This is a genomic window from Ruegeria sp. BC7 (assembly GCF_056539165.1).
In genome coordinates, this window is the sequence record NZ_JBQFUL010000008.1 from 100,649 (window position 1) to 125,314 (window position 24,666).

Below are 24,666 nucleotides of genomic sequence, written 5' to 3' on the forward strand. Positions count from 1 at the left end.
CCTTGCCACTATTTTCCCCAGCGTCCGCCCCCCTGAATCGTTCCTTACTGCGGTCAGGCGCGCTCTTTTTCTGCGAGTGCAAACCGACCGGACAGACCGGAGAAGCAGAGGGGACTAACGTGAAACTGATCATCGCGACAATCAAGCCGTTCAAGCTCGAGGAGGTGCGCGAAGCACTGACCGACGCTGGCGTGCGCGGCATGATGGTGACCGAAATCAAGGGCTTCGGCTCGCAATCGGGTCACACGGAAATCTATCGCGGGGCCGAATACGCCGTGAACTTCGTACCCAAGATCAAACTGGAGATCGTAGTTCCCGCTGCGATGGCCGACCAGATCGTCGAGACCATCACCAAAACCGCCAAGACCGGCAAGATCGGCGATGGCAAGATTTTCGTCCTCGATGTCGAGCAGGCCCTGCGCGTGCGGACCGGGGAAACGAACGAAGAGGCGCTGTAAGCGCCCCCACTCACAATCACTCGAGGACTAACAATGAACCTGATGAAATCTCTCATCCCTGCTGCCGCGATCGTCGCGCTGCCGCAGATGGGTCTGGCGCAAGAGGCCGCCGACGGCGAAGCCGCGCTCCATACCCAGTATATCTTCACCACGCTGCTGTTCCTGATGGCAGGGTTCCTGGTCTTCTTCATGGCGGCAGGCTTTGCCATGCTGGAAGGCGGCCTGGTGCGTTCCAAGAACGTGGCCATGCAGATGATCAAGAATGTGGCGCTGTTTTCCTTTGCCGCGATCATGTACTGGCTGATCGGCTTCAACCTGATGTACCCCGGCGACGGCTGGTCCATCGCTGGCTGGCTGGGCCCGTTCTTCTCGACCACATCGCTTGATGCCGTGGGCGTTGACCCCGCAGAAGCGGCGCTGGACTATGCGTCGATCGGTTCGGACTTCTTCTTCCAGCTTGTGTTCGTTGCCGCAACTGCCTCGATCGTTTCGGGTGCCGTGGCCGAGCGCATCAAGCTGTGGCCCTTCCTGATCTTCGTCATCGTCCTGACCGGCATCCTGTACCCGATCTCGGGTTCCTGGCAGTGGGGCGGCGGCTGGCTGTCTGAAGCTGGCTTCTCGGACTTCGCTGGCTCGACCGTTGTGCACTCGGTCGGTGGCTGGGCAGCTCTGGCAGGTGTCATCGTACTGGGCCCGCGTATCGGCAAGTACAAAGACGGCAAAGTCCACCCGATGCCCGGTTCAAACCTGGCGCTGGCCACTCTGGGTACGTTCATCCTTTGGCTGGGTTGGTTCGGCTTCAATGGCGGCTCGCAGCTGGCAATGGGCACCGTGGGTGACGTTTCCGACGTGTCGCGTATCTTTGCCAACACCAACATGGCAGCCGCTTCGGGTGCAGTGACCGCACTGATCCTGACCCAACTGCTGTACAAAAAGCCTGACCTTACGATGGTTCTGAACGGCGCTCTGGCCGGTCTGGTCTCGATCACTGCTGAACCTCTGGCCCCGACCCTGTTCGGCGCTCTGTGGATCGGTGCAGTTGGCGGCGTTATTGTTGTCCTGACCGTTCCGATGCTGGACAAGTTCAAGCTGGACGACGTTGTCGGTGCGATCCCAGTTCACCTGTTCGCCGGTATCTGGGGCACCATCGCCGTGATCTTCTACGGTGAAGCAAGCCTGGGCACTCAGTTGCTGGGTATCGCAGCCTACGGTGTGTTCACCTTCGTCGGTGCGCTGATCCTGTGGACGATCCTGAAGGCGGTTGTTGGCATCCGCGTCAGCGAAGAGGACGAGATCAACGGCCTCGACATGGCAGAACTGGGTATGGAAGCCTATCCCGAGTTTTCCAAGGGCTAACGCCTGATCAAGTACCAAATCCGAAACCGGGCGTTCGCGCCCGGTTTTTTTGTTGTGTCTTTCAACAAACCATTTGAATTTAGGCGCTTACCCCAAGACTGCCGCTGTGAAACTGTCCGAAACAATTTCTGATTTAGTCGATTGCAATGAAACTTACTCCACCTCCTCGTATCAAACTTTCCAGACTCCGAGACATTGGCTGGCGTCTTTGGGATCCTATCGGCCTTTTGAAGCCGGAAGAGAATTGGAATGACGAGGACTGTCTATCTTTAGGCGACGAATACGATTCGTATTTGATTCAGGCGGCCAGTCAGATCAGAAGAGAAACGAGTAAAGAGGATGTAGCTGAATACCTTGTGCAAATAGAACTTGTGCATATGGGACTCACGGAAAGACCCTGCACACGTGAACGTGCGGCGCTAGTTGTAGACGCGATCGCCAGCGACCCGAAAATTTGGACGTGGCCTGACGAAGATGGCCGTTTTCGAGAGCGCGCAAAAAAGCCGCGCTGGAGGGCGCGGCTTTGATGTGTGTCTCAGATAAAGGTCAAACGCCGACGTCGACAATCGCCTTGGCCAGAATCGGAACCGTTGTCGCGTTCAGGCCCGCGATGTTCAGACGGCTGTCACCCACCATGTAGATGCCGTGATCGGCACGCAGTTTCTCGACCAGCTCGGGTGCCGCACCCAGACGCGAGAACATGCCGCGGTGCTGGGCGATAAAACCAAAACGGTCCGAGCCGCTCAGTCTTTGCAGTTCGTCAGCCAGTTGTTGGCGCAGTCCCAGCATGGACAGGCGCACCTCTTCCAACTCGGCCGCCCAATCCGCGCGCAGAGCCTCGTCATTCAGGATCGTGGTCACAACACGCGCACCATGATCGGGTGGGAAGGAGTAATTCTGACGGTTCAGAAAGGCCAGTGTCGACTGGTTCAGCGCCGTCTGTGCCGCATCATCGCTGATCGCCATCAACAGACCGGTCCGTTCGCGGTAGACTCCGAAGTTTTTGGAACAGGACGCCGCGATCAGGCAACGTTTGACCGACGAGGCCACAAGGCGCGTGGCCTGCGCATCTTCTTCCAGACCGTCCCCGAAGCCCTGATAGGCAATGTCGATCATTGCCACGAGACCAAGCTCATTGATGATGTTTACGACCTCTTGCCACTGCACCATGTTCAGGTTGGCCCCGGTCGGGTTGTGGCAGCAACCATGCAGCAATACCACGTCGCCCGCCTTGGCAGTCTTCAGGTCTTCGACCATGCCACCGAAGTCCACGCCTCGGGTTTCGCCGTCGAAATAACGGTACTGGACCGTCTCCATCCCAAGGTAGTTCAGGATCGACAGGTGGTTCGGCCATGTCGGGCTTGACACAAAGACACGCGCCGACGGGTTGGCCATGCGGATCATCTCAAACGCTTGCCGACACGCACCGGTACCGCCGGGTGTTGCCACGGCAGCGATATTGCCGCGCGGGACCGAGGTGCCAAGGATCAGTCCGATCATCGCATCCGCATAGGCCGGATCACCGGCCAGCCCGGTATAGGCTTTGCTTTCCTGTTCTTCCAAAATGCGCTTTTCGGCTGCTTTCACCGCACGCATCACCGGGGTCACCCCATCGGCATTCTTGTAGACGCCAACACCCAGGTCGATCTTCTGATCGCGCGGGTCTTCGCGGTACATCTGCATCAGCGCCAGGATTTTGTCGGCGGGCTGCGGTTTGAGGTTCTCGAACATCAGTTCTCTCCGGTTGCGACGGGCAGGGTCGGGAAGGCACCCCATTCAGCCCAGGAGCCGTCATAAAGCGAGTGGTCTTTCTTGCCCATGCGTTCAAGCGCAAGGCTGAGGATCGCGGCTGTCACGCCCGACCCGCATGAGGTGATGGCAGGTTTCGACAAGTCGACGCCTGCGGCCTCGAAAACGGCGCGGCAATCCTCGGGGGATTTCATCGTGCCATTCTTGTTCAGCAGCGTATCGAACGGCACATTGCGCGAGCCCGGAATATGACCCGAACGCAGCCCTTCACGCGGCTCGGTTTCGGTTCCTGCAAATCGGGCGGCTGAGCGCGCATCAATAATTTCGTGGTCGGCCAGTTTCGCCGCCGCCGAGACCTGAGTGACATCCCGCACCAGATGGTTTTGCACGCGCACCGTCATGTGGCGGTCGCGGATAACCGGGGGAAGGTCTTCAATCTCACGCCCTTCGGCCTGCCATTTGGGAAAACCGCCATCCAGAACGGCCACATTGTCCTGACCCATCAATCGGAACAGCCACCAGACCCGCGCGGCGGACATCAGCCCGGCGCCGTCATAGACCACCACCTGATGACCATCCCCAACGCCCATCGCCCGCAGGCGCGACATGAATTTCTCGACCGGAGGCGCCATGTGCGGCAGGTCCGACCGGTGATCAGAGATTTCGTCAATGTCAAAGAACCGCGCGCCCGGAATATGGGCCGCGTCATACTCGGCCTTTGCATCCCGCCCTTGCTGCGGCAAATACCACGACCCGTCCAGAACCCGCAGGTCCGGGTCCTTGAGATGGGCTGCAAGCCATTCGGTTGAAACGAGGGTTTTCGGATCGTCCTGCATCAAAGTCTCCCCAAAGCGAGCTTGGGTTTTCCCTATACGCGCAGGGTTGCGGGTTCAAGGCTGGATGGCGTTTTCAGGGGGCCGTTTCCATAACCACGGACGATGGATAGTGGTGCATGTTCAGAAATGCGGCGCCCTCATCACCCGCCCGATAGCCATGCGGCAGATCGGCGGCAAAACGCAGACCCTGCCCGGCCTGCAACGGCACCCATTCGCCATCGCGTAGAATCTCAAGCGACCCGTTCAGCACAAAGACCTCCTCGGTCACACCGGCGGCATGGGCAGCGGATTCGTGGCTCTGGTTCGGGGCCAGATCGACGTGGAAGGTTTCCGCGCCCAGTGCAGGGTCAAAAGGAAAGACGATCTTGACCTCGATGCTGCCGGGAAAGGTCACGGTGCGGAACAGGCTGGCATCCGCCGGATCGCGCAGCGCCGACGATCCGATCAAAGCGCTGAGCGGCAGTTGGAACCCTTTGGCGATTTTCCATAAGGTCGCGATGGTCGGGCTGGATTCACCCCGCTCGATCTGGCCCAGCATGGCCTTGCTGACGCCCGTCAACTCGGCCACTTTTGACAGGCTCAAGCCGGTTGCCGCCCGCACGTCCCGCAGTTTCAGCGTAATATCGTCAGAGTCCATCTTAGCGTCCCGCGAATCCTCTTGTGCGTTATAGCGCACATGTGATACGTGCGCTATAACGTACGAACCCCAAGACATGCAACCCGAGGCAAAAGGGAAACAGCGTCATGCCACTCTACCGATCCAGAACCTCAACCCATGGCCGCAACATGGCCGGTGCCCGCGGCCTGTGGCGTGCGACCGGCATGGGCGACGATGATTTCGGCAAGCCGATCATCGCCATCGTCAACTCGTTCACGCAATTTGTGCCGGGTCACGTCCACCTTAAAGACCTGGGCCAGATGGTTGCGCGCGAAGTTGAGGCCGCTGGCGGCGTTGCAAAAGAATTCAACACCATTGCGGTGGATGACGGCATCGCCATGGGCCATGACGGGATGCTGTATTCGCTGCCCTCGCGTGAGGTCATCGCGGATTCGGTCGAATATATGGTCAACGCACATTGTGCCGATGCGATGGTCTGCATCTCGAATTGCGACAAGATCACGCCCGGTATGTTGATGGCAGCCATGCGCTTGAACATCCCCGCGATCTTTGTCTCGGGCGGGCCGATGGAGGCCGGCAAGATCGACATCGCCGATCTGGATGTGAAAAAGATTGACCTCGTGGACGCAATGGTTGCCGCCGCCGACGACAAGTACACCGACGAGCAGGTCCAGCATATCGAGGAAAACGCCTGCCCCACCTGCGGGTCGTGCTCGGGCATGTTCACCGCGAACTCGATGAACTGTCTGGCCGAGGCGCTGGGTCTGGCGCTGCCGGGCAATGGCTCGACGCTGGCGACGCACTCGGACCGGAAGGAGCTGTTCCTTGAAGCTGGCCGCCGCATCGTCGAGATCACCAAGCGTCACTATGAGTTGGACGAAAAGGGCTTTCTGCCGCGCGAAATCGCAACCTTCGATGCGTTCGAGAACGCGATGAGCCTCGATATCGCCATGGGCGGGTCCACCAACACCGTGCTGCACTTGCTGGCCATCGCCAACGAGGGCGAAGTCGATTTCGACATGTCTGACATGGACCGCCTCAGCCGCAAGGTGCCCTGCCTGTGCAAGGTCGCGCCCAACACCGAGAACGTGCATATGGAGGACGTCCACCGCGCCGGGGGCATCTTCTCGATCCTCGGCGAACTCAGCCGCGCGGGACTGCTGCACGAAGATTGCAGCACCGTGCATTCGGCGACGATGGGTGAAGCCATTGCCAACTGGGACATCAAGGTCGCCAATAACCCCAAAGCGCAAGACTTGTTCAAGGCCGCGCCCGGTGGTGTGCGCACCACACAGGCGTTCAGCCAGTCGAACCGGTACAAAGAGCTGGACACCGACCGCGAAGGCGGCGTGATCCGGTCCAAGGAACACGCATTCAGTCAGGATGGCGGTCTGGCCGTTCTGTTCGGCAATATCGCGCGCGATGGCTGTATCGTGAAAACGGCGGGCGTTGATCCGGCGAGCCTGACCTTCACCGGCTCGGCCTATGTCTGCGAAAGTCAGGATCAAGCGGTCAACGACATCCTGACCGGCAAGGTGAAAGAGGGCGACGTGGTCGTCATCCGTTACGAAGGTCCGCGCGGTGGGCCGGGGATGCAGGAAATGCTGTACCCGACCTCATATCTGAAATCCAAAGGTCTGGGCAAAGCCTGCGCTTTGCTAACCGACGGGCGGTTCTCGGGCGGCACCTCGGGCCTGTCGATCGGCCATGTCTCGCCCGAAGCGGCCGAGGGCGGGGTCATCGGATTGGTAGAAAACGGAGACCGGATCGAGATCGACATCCCGAACCGCTCGATCCAGCTTGTTGTGTCAGAGGAAGAACTGGCGGAACGCCGCAAGATTCAAGACGAAAAAGGGTGGCTGCCTGCGGCACCGCGTAAGCGCAAGGTGTCCACGGCGCTCAAGGCATATGCCAAGCTGACTACGAGTGCCGCTAAAGGGGCGGTACGCCAGTTGTGATTCTGAAAGCCCGGTTCAAGGTGCCTCTGAACCGGGTTTTCTAGACAACCAAACGCTCCCGCGCCCGAACTGAGCCATCGGCTGCGCCGATACCCCATTCGGTCTTGGGCCCGGCGCCGCGCTTTGCGCGGCGCCGGGCCCAACCTGAGGAGATGTCTCGTCAGAGACATTGACGATGGACGGGAGCATCCCCGGAATTGAATCAATCGCCAAGTTTGGCGTGAACTTCATCCAGATCAATTTCACCAATCGGCATCTTGTTGGCCGGATTCTCGAAATCATACCGAAAGAGATCGAAATCTTGTTTGTAGATTTCGTAGACCAGATGCATCGAGAGGTCGTCAAAATAGTCTTCGACCGGATGGGCGCGTTTGGGCCCGTGCCCTTCGGATTCGTTAAAGCGCGGGATATCGGACAGGTTCACCGCGTGGGGCGTTTCAAGGTGATCCAAGACACCCTGCATCCCGTCGTTGAATTTCTCGGTCCAGAAAATCTTGTCATACCGCCCACCATTCGCGATGAAGGTCGAGACATGGCCTGACATCGACGACCAGTGAATATCCGGGTCCATCGGCCTGCGCCATCGGATCGTGTCGCGTGCGAACAGAAGAAACCGACGGAAGCTGGCGATCTGATCAAATTCGCCCTTGCCATCGTCGCCCCCGACTTCGATTCCATAGTTGTAAATCAGCGTCGGAACGAGATTGCCCCGGTACCGTTTTCCGTTTCGCTGAATTCCACAAATCTTGTCGAAAAAAGAACTTAGAATTCGCGTGTAAGGGTTCCGCACGCAGGTAAATGAATACCCCGCATGATCGCGGACAATTCTGGAAATTGCGTCCTGACTGGGCTCAAACGCCCATTTGTGCATCCCGTCACTTGCGTCGTGAATGTCACCCTCAAAAAACTGACCGTGATCCGAGTAGTACATGATTTGCCCTATGGTCGAGCAGGCGCACTTCGGCACCACACGGTAAACCATGCTTTCGCTCTCGGTCATCCATGTACCGGGAAAACCCATCTGCTGCGCCTCCTCTGCGGGTCAGAACCTGTTATTCGTGCCCGCTTTTGAAATCAAAAAACCAAAAATATTCTGTTTATTCAATCGTTCATCCTCAGTATCACGGTTGGAAACGGGCAGAAACGGAAATCATAGAACCGAAATGGCCAGGATCGCCTATATTTTGCTGTGCCACAAAGACCCTGACGCGATCATTGCGCAGGCCGAGCAACTGACGGCCGCCGGGGATTGCATGGCCATTCATTTTGACGCGCGTGCCAGCTCTGCCGCATATGCGCGCATTCAGGATGCGCTGGGCCCCAATCCGAACGTCACTTTTGCCGCCAAGCGGATCAAGTGTGGCTGGGGAGAGTGGTCGTTGGTCCAAGCCACATTGCACGCCATCGAAGCAGCGGTGGACGCTTTTCCACGCGCCACCCATTTCTACATGCTGTCTGGCGACTGCATGGCGATAAAGACGGCGGAATACGCACACCGTTTTCTGGACGAACGTGACAAGGATTTTGTCGAAAGCCACGACTTTTTTGAAAGCAAATGGATCAAGACCGGCATGAAAGAGGACCGGCTGATCTATCGCCACTATTTCAACGAGCGGACGCAATCCCGTTTGTTTTATGCCGCGTACGAGCTTCAAAAACGCTTTGGCCTGACCCGCGAAATTCCCGCCGACATCCAGGTCAAGATCGGCAGTCAATGGTGGTGTCTGCGCCGCCGAACGGTCGAGATGATTCTGGACTTCCTGAAACAGCGCCGGGATGTGATCCGTTTCTTCTCGACCACGTGGATTCCAGATGAAACCTTTTTCCAGACCCTAGTTCGGCATCTGGTGCCAAGAGAAGAGATCGAAAACCGAACGCCGACCTTTCTGATGTTCTCGGATTATGGGATGCCGGTAACATTCTACAACGATCACTATGACATGCTGCTGGGACAGGACTATCTTTTTGCGCGAAAGATCAGCCCGGAAGCACACGAGCTGAAAGAGAGGTTGGGCAAGCTCTACGCAGCCGAGGGCGTTGATTTTCCGATATCCGACGAAGGGCGAAATCTCTACGGGTTTCTGACCGGTCGCGGGCGGGTTGGCCGCCGGTACGGGCAGCGGTTCTGGGAAGCGGGAAATACGCTGGGGTCTGACCGCGAGGTTTTTCTGATCGTGTGCAAGAAATGGCACGTCGCCAAGCGGCTGGTCGACCAGATCGTCTCCGAGACCGACATTCCATGTGTCGAGTACCTGTTCAACGAACAGGACACTGCCCTGCCCGATCTCGGCGGCATCGAAACAACGCTGGTCAAGCGATCCCGCCACCGACGCGCGGTCGTGCGGATGCTGTTCGACAGTTTCGATACGGACAAATTGGTCATCTGCGTCGACCCCGCCAACCTGGACATTATCGAGGACTTCAACTCTGACCGGGCCAAGACGCACGTGCTTGAGATCGAGTGTGAATATTCGGACGACTACCTGATCGGCCACGCCCGTCGGGTTGGTTTGGCCGGCATTGACAGCCCCGCCGATACGGTGTCGGGTCTGGTTCCGACGCTGCGCAATTCCCTCGCCCACGAGTCAGATTTGATCCGGGGGGCGGGTCTGAAGGACTACGTGCGGATACGGGAAACAGACACGCGCGCCGAAAACGAAGCGTCCCTTGCCGCGTTTCTTGGGATTTCTGCGAAACAAGCGCATGCCGTTATGCGCTTGGAGTACCTGTTTGCAGATTGACGATCCGGCGGCTCGGGTGTGATCCGCCGGATTTTTGGGTCAGATGTCGAATTTGACACCCTGCGCCAGTGGTAATTCAGCCGAGTAATTCACCGTATTGGTCTGACGCCGCATATAGGCTTTCCACGCGTCCGATCCGCTTTCGCGTCCACCGCCGGTTTCTTTTTCGCCACCAAACGCGCCACCGATTTCGGCCCCTGACGGCCCGATATTGACGTTGGCGATACCGCAATCCGATCCGGCTGCGGTCAGGAATTGCTCGGCCTCGCGCATGTTCAGGGTGAACACACAGGAGGACAGACCCTGCGGCACGTCGTTCTGAATCTCAATGGCGTCGTCGAAATCGTCATAGCCCATGACGTAGAGGATCGGCGCAAAGGTCTCGGTCTTTACCGTAGCCGACTGGCCAGGCATCTCGACAATGGCGGGCTGCATGTAGACGCCATCCGGCACGCCCTCGGTCACGCGCTGGCCACCGAACACAGTGCCGCCCTCGGCTGTGGCTGCGTTCAACGCGGCGGTCATGGCCGCGCCCGAGGCTTCATCCACCAGCGGACCGATCAGCGTGCCCTCGGTCAGCGGGTTGCCGATGGGCAAACCGGCATAGGCTTTCTTCAGACGGGCCACCAACTCCTCGCGGATCGAGTTATGCACGATCAGACGGCGCAGTGTGGTACAGCGTTGACCGGCCGTGCCCACGGCCGAGAACACGATCGCCCGCACCGCCATTTCCAGATCGGCCGAGGGTCCAACGATCATTGCGTTATTACCGCCCAGCTCCAAAATGCACTTGCCGAACCGCTGGGCCACAACCGGGGCCACCGCGCGACCCATGCGGGTGGACCCGGTGGCGGAAATCACTGGCACGTCTTCGCTGGCCACCAGCGCCTCGCCCGGCGCGGCACCGCCGATCAGGGTTTGCAGCAGGTGATCGGGCGCATCGCCAAACCGCGCCAGCGCGCGTTCAAATATCTTCTGACAGGCCATCGCGGTCAGGGGTGTCTTCTCGGACGGCTTCCAGATCACCGTATCGCCGCAGACAAGCGCAATCGCCGCGTTCCACGACCAGACCGCCACCGGGAAATTGAAGGCCGAGATCACACCGACCGGACCCGCCGGGTGCCATGTCTCCATCATCCGGTGGCCGGGGCGTTCGGAGGCGATGGTCAGACCATACAACTGACGCGACAGGCCCACGGCAAAGTCGCAGATGTCGATCATCTCTTGCACTTCGCCCAGACCTTCGGAGGTGATCTTGCCGGCCTCCCAACTGACCAGCGCGCCCAGATCGTCCTTGGCAGCGCGCAGTTCTTCACCCAGCAGGCGGATCAGCTCACCCCGGCGTGGGGCCGGGATAGTGCGCCATGCTTTAAAGGCGGTTTTGGCGTTGGCAAAGACCGCGTCCATGTCGCCAGCTTGAGTTTCATGCACCTCGGCCAGCAGGCTGCCGTCGATGGGGGAATGCACTGGCAACGTGCCGCCGGTCAGGTCAGCCGCCGTCAGGTCCAGATTGGCGAGGGTGGTTTGCGCAGTCATAACGATGTCTTTCATATCTCAGGCCGCCTTGTTCTGTTGGGTTGCATCGCCAGCGCGGTAAAGCTGGCCAAATTCGGTGTTCAGGAAATCGGACAGGGTCACCTGTTCCTGCCGGACAAAGCCCTTGGCAGGCAGCGCGCCCGTGCGCATCAGATCGACCACGCCCAGAACGCCTGCGGCGGTGGTGACCTGAATGGCGCTCCAGACCTGCCCGTTGATCTCACGCGCAAAGCTCTTGTTGATCAGGGATTTCTCGCGCAAGCTCCCGTCGATCATGCCTTTGGCCGTGCAATAGACCAAAACCACATCCTGATCGGTGCGCGGTAGGGCGGTCTCAAAGATGTCCTTCATCAGATCACGGCGACGTTCCAGCCCCAGATCCTTGAGCAGCAGCTTCAGGATATCGCAATGGCCAGGATAGCGGATCGAGCGGTACGACACCGCCCGCGCCTTGCCCTCCAGCGTTTCTGGTAATGTACCCAAGCCGCCGGATGTGTTGAAACACTCATACTCGACCCCGTCATGGCCCAGCAGTTCGTAATCTTCCAGCGGCGCGGTCTTGACCCGTTCGCCATTCACGATGGCATCGCACGGGTTGCAGTATTCGTTGATCAACCCGTCAGTGGACCATGTCAGATTGTATTTCAGCGCATTGGTCGGATAGAGCGGCAGAGCGCCAACCCGCATGTGCAGACTGTCCAGCTCATCGAACTCCGACGCCAGCGCAGCCCCGGCGATACCGACAAAACCGGGGGCCAGACCACATTGCGGCATGAAGGCCGTTGCGCTGTCCTTGGCCAATTCGCGCACGACATTGGTGGCCGCGACATCCTCGGTCAAGTCAAAGTAGTGCGCGCCCGCAGACTTGGCTGCCTTTGCGATTTGCGGGGTCAAAAAGAACGGAGCGGCCGAGATGACGGCATCGAAACCCGTCAGCGCCTTGGCCAGTTGCGCCGCGTCGCTGACGTCGATCTGCCGGGTCGCTATACCTTGCCGGTTAAGCACCGACAGCGCCGACAGATCACGATCCGCAACCGTGACCGAGTAATTGGACGAAGACTTCAGCAGGGTCGCGATCATCTGACCGATCTTGCCTGCTCCGATGACACAGATATTCCAGCTCAAAACGCGCCTCCTCTTTCGTTTTTTTGAAAGTATGACGGGCGGCTTGTTCGATCCGCAGGGGCAATCTTGACGAAAAGACAAAAACTTCCGACGTTTTGGCGGGCATACCGACACAATGACAAGTTCGTAAATCTGTCCAGCCTAGCCGACTGGATCACGCAGCTTCACCCGAGGACGTTCGGCACAGCAAAGACGCGCAGACATATCAACAACATCAGTGATTTTTACCCGTGAATAGGGTAGGGTTTGCTCTATTGGGCCGAAACCTTCGCGCTAATTCCTTGCAAAACCTCGGCCCGGCCAGCGCTGGGATCCGATTGGGCCGGTCTTGTTTGCGACAGACCGAAGGATGCCCGTCGCAAGCAAAGACCCGGTGTTGGTTTTGATGCGTTTCAAGACGAATTCAGGGGGAAAAAGCGTGCCAAAAGATCCAATTGATAACTCAAAGACGTTCAATCCAACGGATGATGACTGGAAGCTCATCTACGCTGTCCTGTCCTCGGATGACACGTCTGCGATAAATTCGCACTTTGAATTCATCGAAGTTTCGCAGGACACGGTACTGCCCCCGCAAGGTATGTATGTCGTGCTGTCCGGCATCGTTCAGTTGCAGCAGGACGGGTCCGTTCTGGCCACCGCCGATACCGGCGACTATTTCTACGAAGAACACCTTGAGATTTTCGACATTCCCGTCAGCCTCGATGCCGTGGCCACGCCCGGCACTAGGCTGGCTTACCTGTCCAGCAACCAGTGGTTTGAAATCCCGGTCAAAATCCGCGAAGCCTGTTATGCAACCCTGTTCGGCGATCTGGTCAGCGTTCATTTGCAGAACTTCCAGCAACCGATCAACTGTTGCAGCGTCACGGCGGCCGCGCTCAGCATGTCAGCCTTGGGCTTCAGTTGTGAGGTCAACGACATCTTCCGCGAGTGTGCCCTGCCCACATCTTTCGTGGTGAATGACGGGATTTCATTGGGCGAGCTTTACGACGTCGCCTGCACGTTCATCCATACGCAGGGTCTGCGCAAGAAGATACAGGTGCAGGCCTATTTCATGGATGAGGCCACGACCTCGGCCCGGTTGCTGCTTGAGGCGATCGACGAATCCAACCGGGTGGGCGGCGACAACGACATTCTGGTGGCGAATTTTCAGGTCGGCGTGGCGCATGGCAAACTGAACATGCCCGGCGGTCACTTTGCCATCATCGCCAAATGCAACCCCAGCACCGGGTTGGTGCATATGATGGATGTCCACCCCGAGAAATACGGCAAGCTGTGGGTCACGACGATTGACCGGCTATGGGCGGGGATGTCGGATCGTGACGGAACCTCGATGCGGTCGCGGGGGATTTTGCGGTTCTCGGCATTGGAGGCGGTGAAGACCACGCTGCAAACACTGCAACAGGATTGCAACTATGTGGACAGCACCGAATATCTGGCGAAAGACCCCAAGAAACGCCGCAACCTGTTCCGGCGGGCCAGCCCGAACATGAACTCGATGGGGGTTTTGGCCGAAAGCCTGAACATTCTGGGTGACCAGCAGGTCGACGAGGACAAGCTGCTGATTGCAACACAGGCCAATTTGACAGACGCGCTCAGCCGGGTGTCCACGGCCAAGGAAATGCACGCGCTGGCGCAACGCTATCTCAGCCAGACGCCTCACGTGCATTTAGGCAGCACCTTCCGTAGCTATGCGGAACGACCGAACAAGGACGCCAAAACGCCCGAGGGTTGGTTCCGCGATCAACTGCACAGCCTGAACGAGCACGACGATCGCCATCTGATGATCAATATTGATTTCAACCGTGTGCTGGGGTTCGAGGTCATCCGCCCCCCCGCGAACGTCTATCGCGAGACGGCCCTGCTGGAGGAGTTCTGGTGCCTCTGCATCGCCTATGACGAAAAGTCCGATCTGGTAACGGTCGTGGATATGAGCCCTGCAACATCGCAAGTCTGGCAGGCTCCGCGCGGGCATATCTTCCGTGGTCTAAGGGACCTCGGGAACCCGGCAATGCTGGTGATCGAGGAACATGAACCGCCCGAAGATCCCACGGATGTCGAACGCATCGTCAACACCCATCCGATCGTGTTGTTCTATGCCGACGAAGACCCGTGGTCCTATATGCTGCGCAGTATGCTGGCCAATATCGGTATCACCAGCGCCCGGCTGATCGACGTCGAAGGTCACGGGGCCAACGTGATGAAGATGCGGCGGCAGTTGACAATAATGACCGGGAAGGAAAACCCACCCTACCTGTTCTTCAAGGGCGAATGTCTGGGTCGCAGAAAAGACATCGTCGATGTGGTGCTGGATGGCAGCTTTCAGAAAAGCGTCAAGGAAGCCGGGTTGCCGGTGTTGCTGCGCCATGAATCGCCCAGTCTGGACAAAAACATCTTTGGCTACCCCAAGGGCGGGCTGACCGATGCGCCCAGCGAAAAGCGCAACGTGCTGTTGTGTGCCTGCGGGTCGTCGGCGGCGGACAAGGTTCCCGATCTGGTCAAGCGGATCAAGGATGCGGGGCATAACGTCAAGCTGATCCCCTCGGTCTCGGCCGAGAAGTTTTTCCGCGATATCGAGGTCGAAGAAGAAACCGGCAATATCAGGAAAACCAAACCGAAGACGATCGAGGATTATATCTCGCACCACGACTATTACCGCGATGATGACGAGTGGAATTTCCGCTATACCGAGTTCGGCATGCCCCTGCGCGCCTCGCACCTAGCGCTGTGCGATTGGGCCGACTGCGTGATCGTAGCGCCGGTGACCTGCAACACGATGGGCAAGATCGCCAACGGTATTGCCGACAACCTTCTGACCTCGGTCTTCGTAGCATGGCAATACCGGAACAAGCCGGTGATCCTCTGCCCCGCCTGCAACACAAACATGTGGAACAATGTCACCACCCAGAACAACGTCGAAAAACTGCGCGATCTGGGCGTCGATATTGTCGGGCCGCGCAAGGGCCGTTTATCCAACGGCATGATGGGGATCGGCATGATGGCCACCCCGGACCAGATCATGGAGGTTCTGGACGAAGCGTTCGAAGAACTGGCGGATCAGGAACACAACATCTGCAAATGGGCGCAAGAGGCCGCAGCCTCGGACGAGTTCGCGCAGTGGACCCGTGTTTTCGACGCAATCGACAAGGGCATGGCCGGGATCGACATCGTGGATGACAGCAACGGCGATACGCTGCTGCACTATGCGGCGGGGGGCGAAGGCGAGCTGCACGAAAACGGGCAGGACCTTGGCAAGCCCGATCTTGAGGCCGCACAGGAGTTGATAGATCGCGGCATCGACGTCAACGCCACCAACGACCACGGGTTTACCAGCCTGCATGTGGCGGTGATGAACAACTCGGCCAAAATGGTCGAAGTGCTGCTGGGCGCGCCGGGTATCGACGCCAGCAACTGTATCAACTTCCTGCGGGACCCGAAAAACGCAAAAGACGTAAAGCAGGTCAAACCCAAGATACGGGCCATGCTGGATGACTGGGCCAATGCCCATACCGTCATCGCGCCCGAGGAAGACCACGACAATGATCTGATCGACGACCGCGAGCGGACCTATCTGTATTTCACCTACGGGTCGCTCAAGAAAGGGTTCCCCAACCACGATGCCCACGCCGAGGTGCTGGACGATTTCGTGGGAGAGGCCGTGACCCGGCAACGTATGCCCCTGATCGTCCCGCACGAGCCGCATTGCGACAATCCCAACTGCGGCTACCTGCACCGGATGGCCACGCTGGTCGATCAGAAAGGGCGCGGCGAACCGATCCGGGGTGAGGTCTATCGCGTCTCATCCTCGGGGCTGAAAGAGTTGGACAAGCTCGAAGGCTATCACGGCCCCGGCTCGCCCGAGAATGTCTATGTCCGCAAGCGGATCAACGTGCTGATGGACGGGGTCAAGAAGCCCGCCTATGTCTACGTCATCGCGCACCCGACCAAGTATCTGGACCAATGGGCCGAGGGCACGTCGGGCATCGTGGCGGAATACACGCTGGACATGGCCACGGGCACACCGAAACCGGGGTTTCATCCGACGCCCTAGTTGAGCATCTCGATCACGACTGCATCCTCGGGGTCAGCCTTGAGGCTGAGGTTATAGGCCGTGATCGCCACCGTACACAGCAATACAAAGGGCCAGAACGCGGCCTTTGGGATCAGGTTGTCCCGGTAGTGGATGAACCGCAGGGACGGCACGGCCTCGGACGCGAACAGGTAGGTGTTCACCGACACGGCCAGCAGCAGGAAATACATCAGGAAAAAGAACGACTCCATATAGATCACCGGCGATCCGGCAAAGCCTTCGCGCAGCTGCACATGCGCCAGCAGGATCACGAAGAACAGAACCGAGCAGGTGCCGATCACGCTGGAGGTGCTGAAATCATGCCGCTCGATCAACTCGGGTCGGCGCGTCACAGTCATGACCGCCCCGAACAGCAGCATGGTAACGACGATCAGGGGGATCATGTGCACGACGAAAGCGTTGCCGAAGTTGCGCTTGATGACAAAGTTATAATGCAGCTCGGGCAGGTTGGTCTGGAATTCGGTATCGCTGATGCCCAGCGTGGTGCCCAGATCGGACAGGCGATAGTCGAAATAGGTATTCTCGCGCTCCCACGTGCCCAAGACGATGCGGTTGTCGATCCCGAATATGTCGTGGGGGCCGGTGGCCGGATATGCCGCGAAATCGGGGATCAGGGCCACAGAGGTGTCGAAACTGGCGGGCCAGAACCGGACCCACACGGTTTTATGGTCGAAGGGATAACTGGTGTAGTCGAAATTCTGCCGTAGGGTTTGTTCAAAATACCAACCGATCAGTTCTTCGCCGTCCTGATCCATGCGATAGGCTTCTTCGATCATCCCGCTGGCGGCGTCCGAGGCATCGGGCAGCACGAACCCGACCGCGTCGCCTGTCGGTTTTATCGCGTCATGCACGCCGTCTTGGTAATGCTGCCACACATATCCGGTGACATGGACATCGCTGGCATCGGTGAACACAAAGGACTTAATGAATATACCGGTCCTGACCTGATATTCCGGCACGTTTTCCAAGTCTTGCAGGTAATTGTCGACCGATGCCTGATCAGGCAGTTGCGTCGGGTCGCCCTCGAAATGGTTCAGCGCCACCAATAGCCTGAACAACAACACAAGCAGCCCAAGCGTCAGGGCACCGGAAATCAACCAAACCTTCTTTTCGATACTCATTCAGCCCCTCTCAAACATGGTCCAGACGTCCGACCAGGGACTGTGTGATACCCATCTCAGAGAAACCCGCGCCCAGCGCCTCGAACTCTTCATGTGCGCTGAGCGGGATGCCCCAGCCACCGCACGCGGCCAGAACCTTAGTGTGCTGGATCGAAAGGTCGACCATCGGCAAAGGCTCATTGGCGGTGAACCGGGCTAGGGCGTCGGCATACTCGGTGGCTCTGTCCCATTCCTGCCGCGCCAGCATGACGGCGCTTGCGTCGGGATAGAAATGCAAATGGCTGTGCCCAACGCAGCCCTCGGCAATGATCTGTGCGCCCAGTTTCAGGTGTTGATCCTGTTTGTTAGGGTCTGTTTCAGCCAAGGCCAGTGCCGACAGCGCCTTTGGCCCCACGAAGTTGCGCCCATGTTCCAGCGCAATATCCACGGCCCGTTGGCCTGTCTCGCGCGCCTGATCCATTTGCCCGGCATAGACCTGTGTCCGCGCCAGATGCTCCAGCGCCTGCGCCTCCAGCCGCTTGGCCCCCACACGCGCGGCGATTTCGGCCGAGACGGTAAAGGACTCCAGCGCGCCGTCCAGTTCACCCAAAAAGGTCTGCGCCACGCCAAGACATGTTTGGGCCACACATTCCGGCACAAAGGCAAAGTACTTCTGCGAAATCTCAATAGCTTCCTGCGCATCCACCTTGCCTTGCGCCACGTCGCCGGAATAGCTGCGCGCAACGCTGAGATTGTGCAGGTTTGCGGCCATGTCCCGCACCAACCCTTCTTCGCGCGCACGTTCCACGGCCTGCGTGTAAAACCCGGTTGCCGACTGCATGGTCGCATTCATGAAATTGGCATCGCCAAATCCGCTAAGCGCGCCAACCTCCAGCCGCGCCGATTGCAGTTTACGTGCCAAAGTCAGAGCTTTTTCATTGCTGGCCATCGCCTTTTCAACCTGACCCAGCGGGAAATAGATATTGCCGCGCACATAGTTGATCTGCGCGATGTCCCGTTCCGATCCACAGCGTTCAGCAGCGGCCTCGGCGATTTCGAGACTATCCAAGGCCTCTTGGTACAGACTCGCCTGCCTGTCAGTTTGCGCCAATCCGATATAGGCGCGGCATGTTTGTTCATCTGTCTCGGCAAGGTTGGCCGCCTCTTTGAACTCTCGCAGCGCGTCTTCTGAATATCCCTGCAACCGGTGCGTTTCCCCCCGCGCGCACAACAGATCGAACCGAACACCAGCCGGGGCCGGTAGGTCCAGGGCGCGCTCGATCAGGGGGCTGGCCTCATCATATTGAAAGCCCTGGATCAGGTTTTCGGCGGCCTCAAGATAGGCTTGTGCTGCGTTGCTTGCGCCTGCACGATCCAGATGCTGGGCGCGCAGGGTCGCATCCCGGTCTTCAAACCACTTGGCGGCCTCGCAGTGCAGCCGCGCGCGTTCAGACTTTACCAGCGTGGCGTAAGACCCGTCCCGGATCAGGGCGTGCGCAAACATCAGGTCTGCCCCGGCCTCGCGGATCAAGGCTGACCGGATCAGGGTCGAGGTATCCAGATGCCCTTTACCCAGAATAAAGTTCAGAACCTCGGGCCAGAAGCGTTGCCCCAGAACCGAAGCCGCCTGAATCGCGGATCGGCTGGGCGGGTCCAGCGCATCCAGTCGCGATTGAACAATGCCTTGGATACTGCCGGGAACCGAGTCACGCTTGAGCACGTCGATATTGCGCAACAACTGCTCCAGAAACAGTGGGTTGCCACCTGCCCGGCGCACACAGGCGTCCAGAAGTTCGGGGTCGATGCCGGTGAATTCCTCGACCAGTTGGCGGGCCTGATCATCCCCCATCGGTGCCAGCTCCAGCTTGGACACCAGCGCGCCTTCGGTGCCAAGCTGCCAATCGCGATCAATCGGGTCGCCTTCGACACGGCTGGTCATCAGCAGCACGCAAGACAGATCGCGCGTTGTGGCCGCGATATGGGCGCAGGCCGTCAAGATGTCGGGCGTCGCCCAGTGAATATCCTCAATCTGGATCAATAGCGGGCTGTCCTGACTACAGGCGGCAATCAATTCGTCAATCACCTGACGCCGCCCACGCAGGCGCGTGGCGTTGTCCATGACCGCATAGACTTCGGCCAGTCCGGGATCCTGCTCCAACTCCAACAACGCGTTCAGATGCGTGGCATTGGATGGTGACACCCAGCCCTTGCCAATCGCGCTTTTGGCCACTTCTGCGCAGGTCTCGCCGCTGTCGGTTGCCTCGAGCCCCAACATGCTGCGGGCCACGGATTGAATGGCTGAATGCCCCTCGCGCGCGCCGAAATCCATAACGAGGCCGGTATGCACGGCGTAAGACAAGCTGCCGGCAAGCTCGGCAACCTGTTCGGACAGATGCGTCTTGCCGATACCCGGTTCACCCAGAACGATATGGACCTCGCCCTTGCCGTGTCGCTGGCATCGGTCGAACGTGGCCGAGAACAAGGACATCTCGCGCTCGCGGCCCACAAACCGATGACGGCGCGAGCGGATGTTCCGCGCCAACCGGTCCAACCGCCAAAGCTCGATAGGCTCGTTCAGCCCCTTGATGGCCTTGGCGCCCATCGACTCGCCCACGAAAAGCGGCCCCAACGCGCGTTGAATGTCGTGTGACACAAGCGTTTCACCCGGCGCAGCCATATCCGTCACCCGCGAGGCAAGGTTCACCCCGTCGCCGGTGACGGTGTATTCGGTATGAGCCTCGCTGCCGGTTGTACTGGCGATGACCTGCCCCGACGCGATCCCGATGTGGCAGGACAGGGGCCGGGTCAGTGTGGGCAGAACCGCATGAATCTCTAGCGCGGCCCGCGCCGCGCGTTCGGTATCGTTGGTGTGCGAGATCGGCGCACCGAACACGGCCATTACCGCGTCACCGATATGCTTGTCGATCCGGCCACCGTATTTCTCGACGACGTGATCCACCTTGTGAAAGAACTCGTTCAGCAGCGCGTGCATGTCCTCGGCATCCAACTCGCTGGACAGCCGCGTAAACCCGGTCAGGTCCGCAAACATGACGGTGACCTGCCGCTTGGCAGGCTCAAGCGGGGTTTGCGGTTCATAGGGCTGAACAAGATCGACCCGCTCAAGTTCGGAAATCGCGCGCAAAAGACGCCGGCGGTCACCGACGGCGGTCACTCCGATTTCGATCAGGTCTTCGCCCGTCAGATCGGGCAAAATTGCGAAATCAATTTTGTTATCCAAAAAGGCTTGCGCATAGTCAGACAAACCAAGTGCGCTTAGCCAGTCCCTAAGGTCCTGAGACATATCGCCCCTCTGAAGCCCCCAACTTCAGACATAGGCGTAGCACAGCAGGCCCGTCCGAGTCTGCAATCGTTAACGAATTTAATTTTTAGGCACAGCCCAAGGCCCGTAAACCGGGCGTTGGGCTCAGGTCTCTGCTTCCAGCCCCTCGGTCGACAGATCGTCGAGTTTGGGCATCAGGCGCAGCAACTCGCCTGCGTATTCGGTTTGCGGATTGGCAAACAGATCGTTGGTCTCTTGCAGCTCGACCACCTTGCCCTGTTTCATCACCGCCACCCGGTCACACATCTGGCGCACCACCGGAAGGTCATGGCTGATGAACAGCAGAGTCAGACCCAGATGTTCCTGCAAATCCTTCAGGATGTTCAGGATTTGAGCCTGAATCGACACGTCCAGCGCACTTGTGGGTTCGTCGCAGATCAGGAACCGAGGCTGCGTGGCCAAAGCCCGTGCAATCGAAATCCTCTGGCGCTGACCGCCCGAGAACTCATGCGGGTATTTCGTGCCCGCCTCATGACCCAGCCCCACCTGATCCAACAACTCATCCACGCGGCGCTTGATGTCAGACCCCTCCATCAGCTTGTGATGACGGATCGGTTCGGCCACGATCTCATCCACACGCATCCGAGGGTTCAGCGAGGAATACGGATCCTGAAAAATCATCTGGATGTTTTTGCGATAGGCATCCAGCGCGGCTTTGTTGGTCAGATCGCTGACCACCTGCCCCTGAAACGTGATCGACCCACCATCGACGGGGTAAAGCCCCGCAATCATCCGCGCGACGGTGGACTTGCCCGAGCCGGACTCGCCCACAACGCCGAACACTTCACCGGCGCGAATGTCAAAGCTGACATCGTCAACGGCGGTGAAATAGGTGCGATCCCACGGAAGCAGCCCGCGCTTTTGCAGGAACTTCTTGGTCAGGTTGCGAATTTCAAAGACCGGTTTGCTGGTGTCATTGTCCACCTTGGGCCAGTGGCGGGCCATATCCTCGATCGCAAAGCGGGTCTCGCGCCCGCCATAGCTGATCTGCGGAAAGCGGTGCAGCTTCAGCGTCGGGCGCGGCACGGCGGCGATCAGAGACTTAGTGTATTCGTGGCTGGGCTGGCCCATGACCTGCGCGGTCGGGCCGCTTTCGACCACTTTACCCGCATACATCACCGTCACCTTGTCGGTGGTGTCGGCAATCACGCCCATATCGTGGGTGATCAGAATGACACCCACCTGCCGTTCGGTCGCCAGCTCCTTGATCAGGTCCAGAATCTGCGCCTGCACGGACACATCCAGCGCTGTGGTCGGCTCATCCGCGATGATCACATCCGGTTCCGTACACAGCGCCAGCGCGATCACCACCCGCTGCCGCATCCCGCCCGAGAACTGGTGCGGGTACTGGTCCAACCGTGTATCTGGGTCAGGAATACCCACCCGGTCGATCAGGTCACGGGCGCGTTTGTTCGCCTCGGCATCCGAACCACCCAGATGGGCCTGAATCGTCTCGACCAGTTGCTCACGCACGGTAAACAGAGGGTTCAGCGAGGTCAGCGGGTCCTGGAAAATCATCGAGATCTTCTTTCCGCGCAGCCCACGCATCGCTTCGGCGTCCAGGCCGCTGATCTGGTCTCCGCTCAGCTTGATCGTACCGCTTGCGATACGGCCGGGGCGGTCCAGCAGCCCCATGATGGCCGCGCCGATGGTGGATTTTCCGGCACCGGATTCGCCCACAAGCCCGTGGATTTCACCCGGTTCCACCGAAAGGTCCACATGATCCACAGCGGTGAACAGTTTACGGCGGGTCGGGAATTCGACCGTCAGGTCATTGATCGTCAGAAGGCTCATGAAATCACCGCAGCTTGGGGTTCAACGCGTCGCGCAGCCAGTCGCCCAGCAGGTTTACGGACAAGGCCAGCGCCAGAAGGGTGCAGGCCGGGAAGAATAGGATCCACCACTCACCCGAGAACAAGAAGCCCTGCCCGATGCGGATCAGCGTCCCCAGCGAGGGCTGGGTCGGAGGCGCGCCGACACCGAGGAAGCTCAGCGTGGCCTCGGCAATGATCGCCAGCGCCAATGAGATCGTGGCAATCACCAGAACAGGGCTGAGAACGTTGGGCAGGATATGGCGGAACATGATTGGGACAGACCCGCGCCCGATCAGGCGCGCGGCCTGAACGTATTCCTTGTTTTTCTCAACCAGCGCCGCGCCGCGCACCACGCGCGCGAATTGCACCCAATCGGAAAGCGCAATCGCGATAATCAGAACATAGATCGCCATCTCGTCGCGGTATTCCGGCGGGGTGACGCCCTTGGCGATGCCGAAGATCAGCATGGCGACCAGAATAGCCGGGAAGGTAAGCTGCACATCGGCAATCCGCATGATCAGCGTCTCGATCCAGCCACCGAAATAGGCAGCAACCAGCCCCAGCACGACACCAATGATCATTGCCAACAGCACCGCAGCCGCGCCAACGAACAGGGAAATCCGCATCCCGTACAGGATGGTCGAGAAGACGTCGCGCCCCTGATCATCCGTTCCCAACAGGAATGTCTCTTGCGTGAACGCGTTGGGCGTGCCGGGCGGCGTAAACCCGTTCATCAGGTTCAGCGAGGCCGGGTCGAACGGGTTATAGGGCGCAATCAGCGGTGCAAAGACCGCAGCCAGCACCAGAACAATCACAACCAAAGTCGCGATGATCGCCACGGGAGAATGCCGGAAGGACCACGCGAAATCACTGTCCCAGAACTTGGCAAACCGCGTTTTTTCAGGGGCTTTGGGGGTATCGAGAGTATCGGTCATGTGGCCCTCGCGTCGACACGCAGGCGCGGGTCAATGGCATAGTAAAGAAGATCGACAATCAGGTTGATCGTCACGAACATGACCGAGATCAGCATCAGATAAGCGGCCATGACGGGAATATCGACGAACTGGATCGCGTTGATGAACAACAAACCGACGCCCGGCCACTGGAACACTGTCTCGGTGATGATGGCAAACGCGATGATCGAGCCCAGTTGCAGACCGGTGATGGTGATCACCGGCACCAGCGTGTTCTTCAGCGCATGGCGGAAGTTGATCACCCGGTCGGACAATCCGCGTGCACGGGCAAAGCGAACGTAATCGGCACGCATCACCTCAAGCATCTCGGACCGCACCAGCCGCATGATCAGCGTCATCTGATACAGGCCCAGTGTGATCGCCGGAAGGATCAGCGCCTTGAGCCCCGAGGTCGTCAGGAACCCGGTTGACCAGTTGCCAATCATAACGGTTTCGCCCCTCCCAAAGCTGGGAAGAAGGTCAAGTTCGACCGAGAAGATATAGATCAGCAATATCCCGATCAGGAAAGTTGGCAGGGACACCCCGATCAGACTGACGGTCATGATGACATTCGCGGCCACCCCTTGTCGTCGGATCGCGGTGAAGACGCCCAAGGCAATGCCCAACGTAATCGCCAGAAAGCCCGACACGAAGGCCAGTTCCAGCGTCGCGGGTGCGCGTTCTGCGATGATGGTCGAAACAGGGCGGCCCTGACGGTACGAGACACCAAAGTTCCCTTGCACAGCCCCCTTCAGAAACTTGAAGTATTGAACCGGAAACGGCTGATCCAGACCAAGCTCGGTGCGCAGGCGATCAATGTCAGCCTGCGTGCGTTCCTGTCCCAGCATGTTGTCGATCGGATCGCCGACAAAACGGAACATCGAAAACGCGACCAGACCCACGACCAGCAACACGATCACGGATTGGAACATCCTTCGGACGATATATGCGAACATTCACTTTCCCCATTGATCTTTTTGTCTACGCACGCCTT

General features: G+C 58.9%; 16 protein-coding genes. 5 read left to right on the plus strand and 11 right to left on the minus strand.

Features of this window, described 5'->3' with window-relative positions; translation table 11 throughout:
* The first annotated feature begins 119 nt into the window (after nt 1-119).
* Together ACR0KS_RS17215 and ACR0KS_RS17220 are read left to right on the plus strand one after the other, a co-directional pair.
* Nucleotides 120-458: a P-II family nitrogen regulator gene (locus tag ACR0KS_RS17215; RefSeq protein ID WP_170388666.1), complete on the plus strand. Its 339-nt coding sequence runs from the start codon at nt 120-122 to the stop codon at nt 456-458.
* A 33-nt stretch (nt 459-491) separates the two neighbouring features.
* Nucleotides 492-1,814, plus strand: coding sequence for an ammonium transporter (locus ACR0KS_RS17220; RefSeq protein ID WP_170388665.1), 1,323 nt, complete (start codon nt 492-494; stop codon nt 1,812-1,814).
* 546 nt (nt 1,815-2,360) lie between these two features.
* Here ACR0KS_RS17220 and ACR0KS_RS17225 read toward each other — a convergent pair.
* The 3 genes from ACR0KS_RS17225 to ACR0KS_RS17235 all read right to left on the minus strand — a co-directional run bounded on the left by ACR0KS_RS17225 (nt 2,361) and on the right by ACR0KS_RS17235 (nt 5,036).
* Complete coding sequence (locus tag ACR0KS_RS17225) at nt 2,361-3,545, minus strand: amino acid aminotransferase (protein WP_170567494.1); 1,185 nt, start codon at nt 3,543-3,545, stop codon at nt 2,361-2,363.
* Nucleotides 3,545-4,399 (minus strand): 3-mercaptopyruvate sulfurtransferase, encoded by an 855-nt coding sequence (sseA, locus tag ACR0KS_RS17230; protein WP_170567492.1) that lies wholly within the window; start codon nt 4,397-4,399, stop codon nt 3,545-3,547. The genes ACR0KS_RS17225 and sseA overlap by 1 nt, the downstream gene beginning before the upstream one ends.
* A gap of 73 nt (nt 4,400-4,472) precedes the next feature.
* Nucleotides 4,473-5,036: an XRE family transcriptional regulator gene (locus ACR0KS_RS17235; protein ID WP_170567491.1), complete on the minus strand. Its 564-nt coding sequence runs from the start codon at nt 5,034-5,036 to the stop codon at nt 4,473-4,475.
* Nucleotides 5,037-5,143: 107 nt separating this feature from the next.
* Between ACR0KS_RS17235 and ilvD the strand changes: the two genes are divergently transcribed.
* Complete coding sequence (ilvD, locus tag ACR0KS_RS17240; protein WP_170567489.1) at nt 5,144-6,976, plus strand: dihydroxy-acid dehydratase; 1,833 nt, start codon at nt 5,144-5,146, stop codon at nt 6,974-6,976.
* Nucleotides 6,977-7,178: 202 nt separating this feature from the next.
* On the opposite strand, the gene ACR0KS_RS17245 is transcribed toward ilvD, so the two are convergent.
* On the minus strand, nt 7,179-7,997 hold the full coding sequence (locus ACR0KS_RS17245) for a sulfotransferase family protein (RefSeq protein ID WP_170567487.1): 819 nt from the start codon (nt 7,995-7,997) through the stop codon (nt 7,179-7,181).
* A 142-nt stretch (nt 7,998-8,139) separates the two neighbouring features.
* Here ACR0KS_RS17245 and ACR0KS_RS17250 point away from each other — a divergent pair, with 142 nt between their 5' ends.
* Nucleotides 8,140-9,717: a DUF5928 domain-containing protein gene (locus tag ACR0KS_RS17250; protein WP_170567485.1), complete on the plus strand. Its 1,578-nt coding sequence runs from the start codon at nt 8,140-8,142 to the stop codon at nt 9,715-9,717.
* Nucleotides 9,718-9,756: 39 nt separating this feature from the next.
* Here ACR0KS_RS17250 and amaB read toward each other — a convergent pair whose 3' ends face one another.
* Both amaB and ACR0KS_RS17260 read right to left on the minus strand, forming a co-directional pair.
* On the minus strand, nt 9,757-11,253 hold the full coding sequence (gene amaB, locus ACR0KS_RS17255) for an L-piperidine-6-carboxylate dehydrogenase (protein ID WP_170567631.1): 1,497 nt from the start codon (nt 11,251-11,253) through the stop codon (nt 9,757-9,759).
* Nucleotides 11,254-11,271: 18 nt separating this feature from the next.
* Entirely contained in the window at nt 11,272-12,378 is a 1,107-nt protein-coding gene (locus tag ACR0KS_RS17260; protein ID WP_170567483.1) for a saccharopine dehydrogenase NADP-binding domain-containing protein, read from the minus strand.
* A gap of 418 nt (nt 12,379-12,796) precedes the next feature.
* On the opposite strand from ACR0KS_RS17260, the gene ACR0KS_RS17265 reads away from it, so the two are divergent.
* Nucleotides 12,797-16,426 carry a flavoprotein gene (locus tag ACR0KS_RS17265; protein ID WP_170567475.1) on the plus strand — a complete coding sequence of 1,210 codons (3,630 nt, stop codon included), beginning with the start codon at nt 12,797-12,799 and terminating at the stop codon, nt 16,424-16,426.
* On the opposite strand, the gene ACR0KS_RS17270 is transcribed toward ACR0KS_RS17265, so the two are convergent.
* The 5 genes from ACR0KS_RS17270 to ACR0KS_RS17290 form a co-directional block, all read right to left on the minus strand.
* Nucleotides 16,423-17,586 carry a hypothetical protein gene (locus ACR0KS_RS17270; protein ID WP_170567465.1) on the minus strand — a complete coding sequence of 388 codons (1,164 nt, stop codon included), beginning with the start codon at nt 17,584-17,586 and terminating at the stop codon, nt 16,423-16,425. The genes ACR0KS_RS17265 and ACR0KS_RS17270 overlap by 4 nt on opposite strands.
* 10 nt (nt 17,587-17,596) lie before the next feature.
* On the minus strand, nt 17,597-20,866 hold the full coding sequence (locus ACR0KS_RS17275) for an adenylate/guanylate cyclase domain-containing protein (RefSeq protein ID WP_170567463.1): 3,270 nt from the start codon (nt 20,864-20,866) through the stop codon (nt 17,597-17,599).
* A 123-nt stretch (nt 20,867-20,989) separates the two neighbouring features.
* Nucleotides 20,990-22,699 carry an ABC transporter ATP-binding protein gene (locus ACR0KS_RS17280; RefSeq protein WP_170567462.1) on the minus strand — a complete coding sequence of 570 codons (1,710 nt, stop codon included), beginning with the start codon at nt 22,697-22,699 and terminating at the stop codon, nt 20,990-20,992.
* Between the two features lie 4 nt (nt 22,700-22,703).
* Nucleotides 22,704-23,654 (minus strand): ABC transporter permease, encoded by a 951-nt coding sequence (locus tag ACR0KS_RS17285; protein ID WP_170486164.1) that lies wholly within the window; start codon nt 23,652-23,654, stop codon nt 22,704-22,706.
* Complete coding sequence (locus tag ACR0KS_RS17290) at nt 23,651-24,628, minus strand: ABC transporter permease (RefSeq protein ID WP_170388651.1); 978 nt, start codon at nt 24,626-24,628, stop codon at nt 23,651-23,653. Before ACR0KS_RS17290 ends, ACR0KS_RS17285 begins: the two co-directional genes overlap by 4 nt.
* Between the last annotated feature and the right edge of the window lie 38 nt (nt 24,629-24,666).

Coding starts and splice junctions, on each gene's coding strand:
- ACR0KS_RS17220 (WP_170388665.1), top strand. CDS start 492: ATGAACCTGATGAAATCTCTCATCCCTGCTGCCGCGATCGTCGCGCTG.
- ACR0KS_RS17225 (WP_170567494.1), bottom strand. CDS start 3,545: ATGTTCGAGAACCTCAAACCGCAGCCCGCCGACAAAATCCTGGCGCTG.
- sseA (WP_170567492.1), bottom strand. CDS start 4,399: ATGCAGGACGATCCGAAAACCCTCGTTTCAACCGAATGGCTTGCAGCC.
- ACR0KS_RS17235 (WP_170567491.1), bottom strand. CDS start 5,036: ATGGACTCTGACGATATTACGCTGAAACTGCGGGACGTGCGGGCGGCA.
- ilvD (WP_170567489.1), top strand. CDS start 5,144: ATGCCACTCTACCGATCCAGAACCTCAACCCATGGCCGCAACATGGCC.
- ACR0KS_RS17245 (WP_170567487.1), bottom strand. CDS start 7,997: ATGGGTTTTCCCGGTACATGGATGACCGAGAGCGAAAGCATGGTTTAC.
- ACR0KS_RS17250 (WP_170567485.1), top strand. CDS start 8,140: ATGGCCAGGATCGCCTATATTTTGCTGTGCCACAAAGACCCTGACGCG.
- amaB (WP_170567631.1), bottom strand. CDS start 11,253: ATGACTGCGCAAACCACCCTCGCCAATCTGGACCTGACGGCGGCTGAC.
- ACR0KS_RS17270 (WP_170567465.1), bottom strand. CDS start 17,586: ATGAGTATCGAAAAGAAGGTTTGGTTGATTTCCGGTGCCCTGACGCTT.
- ACR0KS_RS17275 (WP_170567463.1), bottom strand. CDS start 20,866: ATGTCTCAGGACCTTAGGGACTGGCTAAGCGCACTTGGTTTGTCTGAC.
- ACR0KS_RS17280 (WP_170567462.1), bottom strand. CDS start 22,699: ATGAGCCTTCTGACGATCAATGACCTGACGGTCGAATTCCCGACCCGC.
- ACR0KS_RS17285 (WP_170486164.1), bottom strand. CDS start 23,654: ATGACCGATACTCTCGATACCCCCAAAGCCCCTGAAAAAACGCGGTTT.
- ACR0KS_RS17290 (WP_170388651.1), bottom strand. CDS start 24,628: ATGTTCGCATATATCGTCCGAAGGATGTTCCAATCCGTGATCGTGTTG.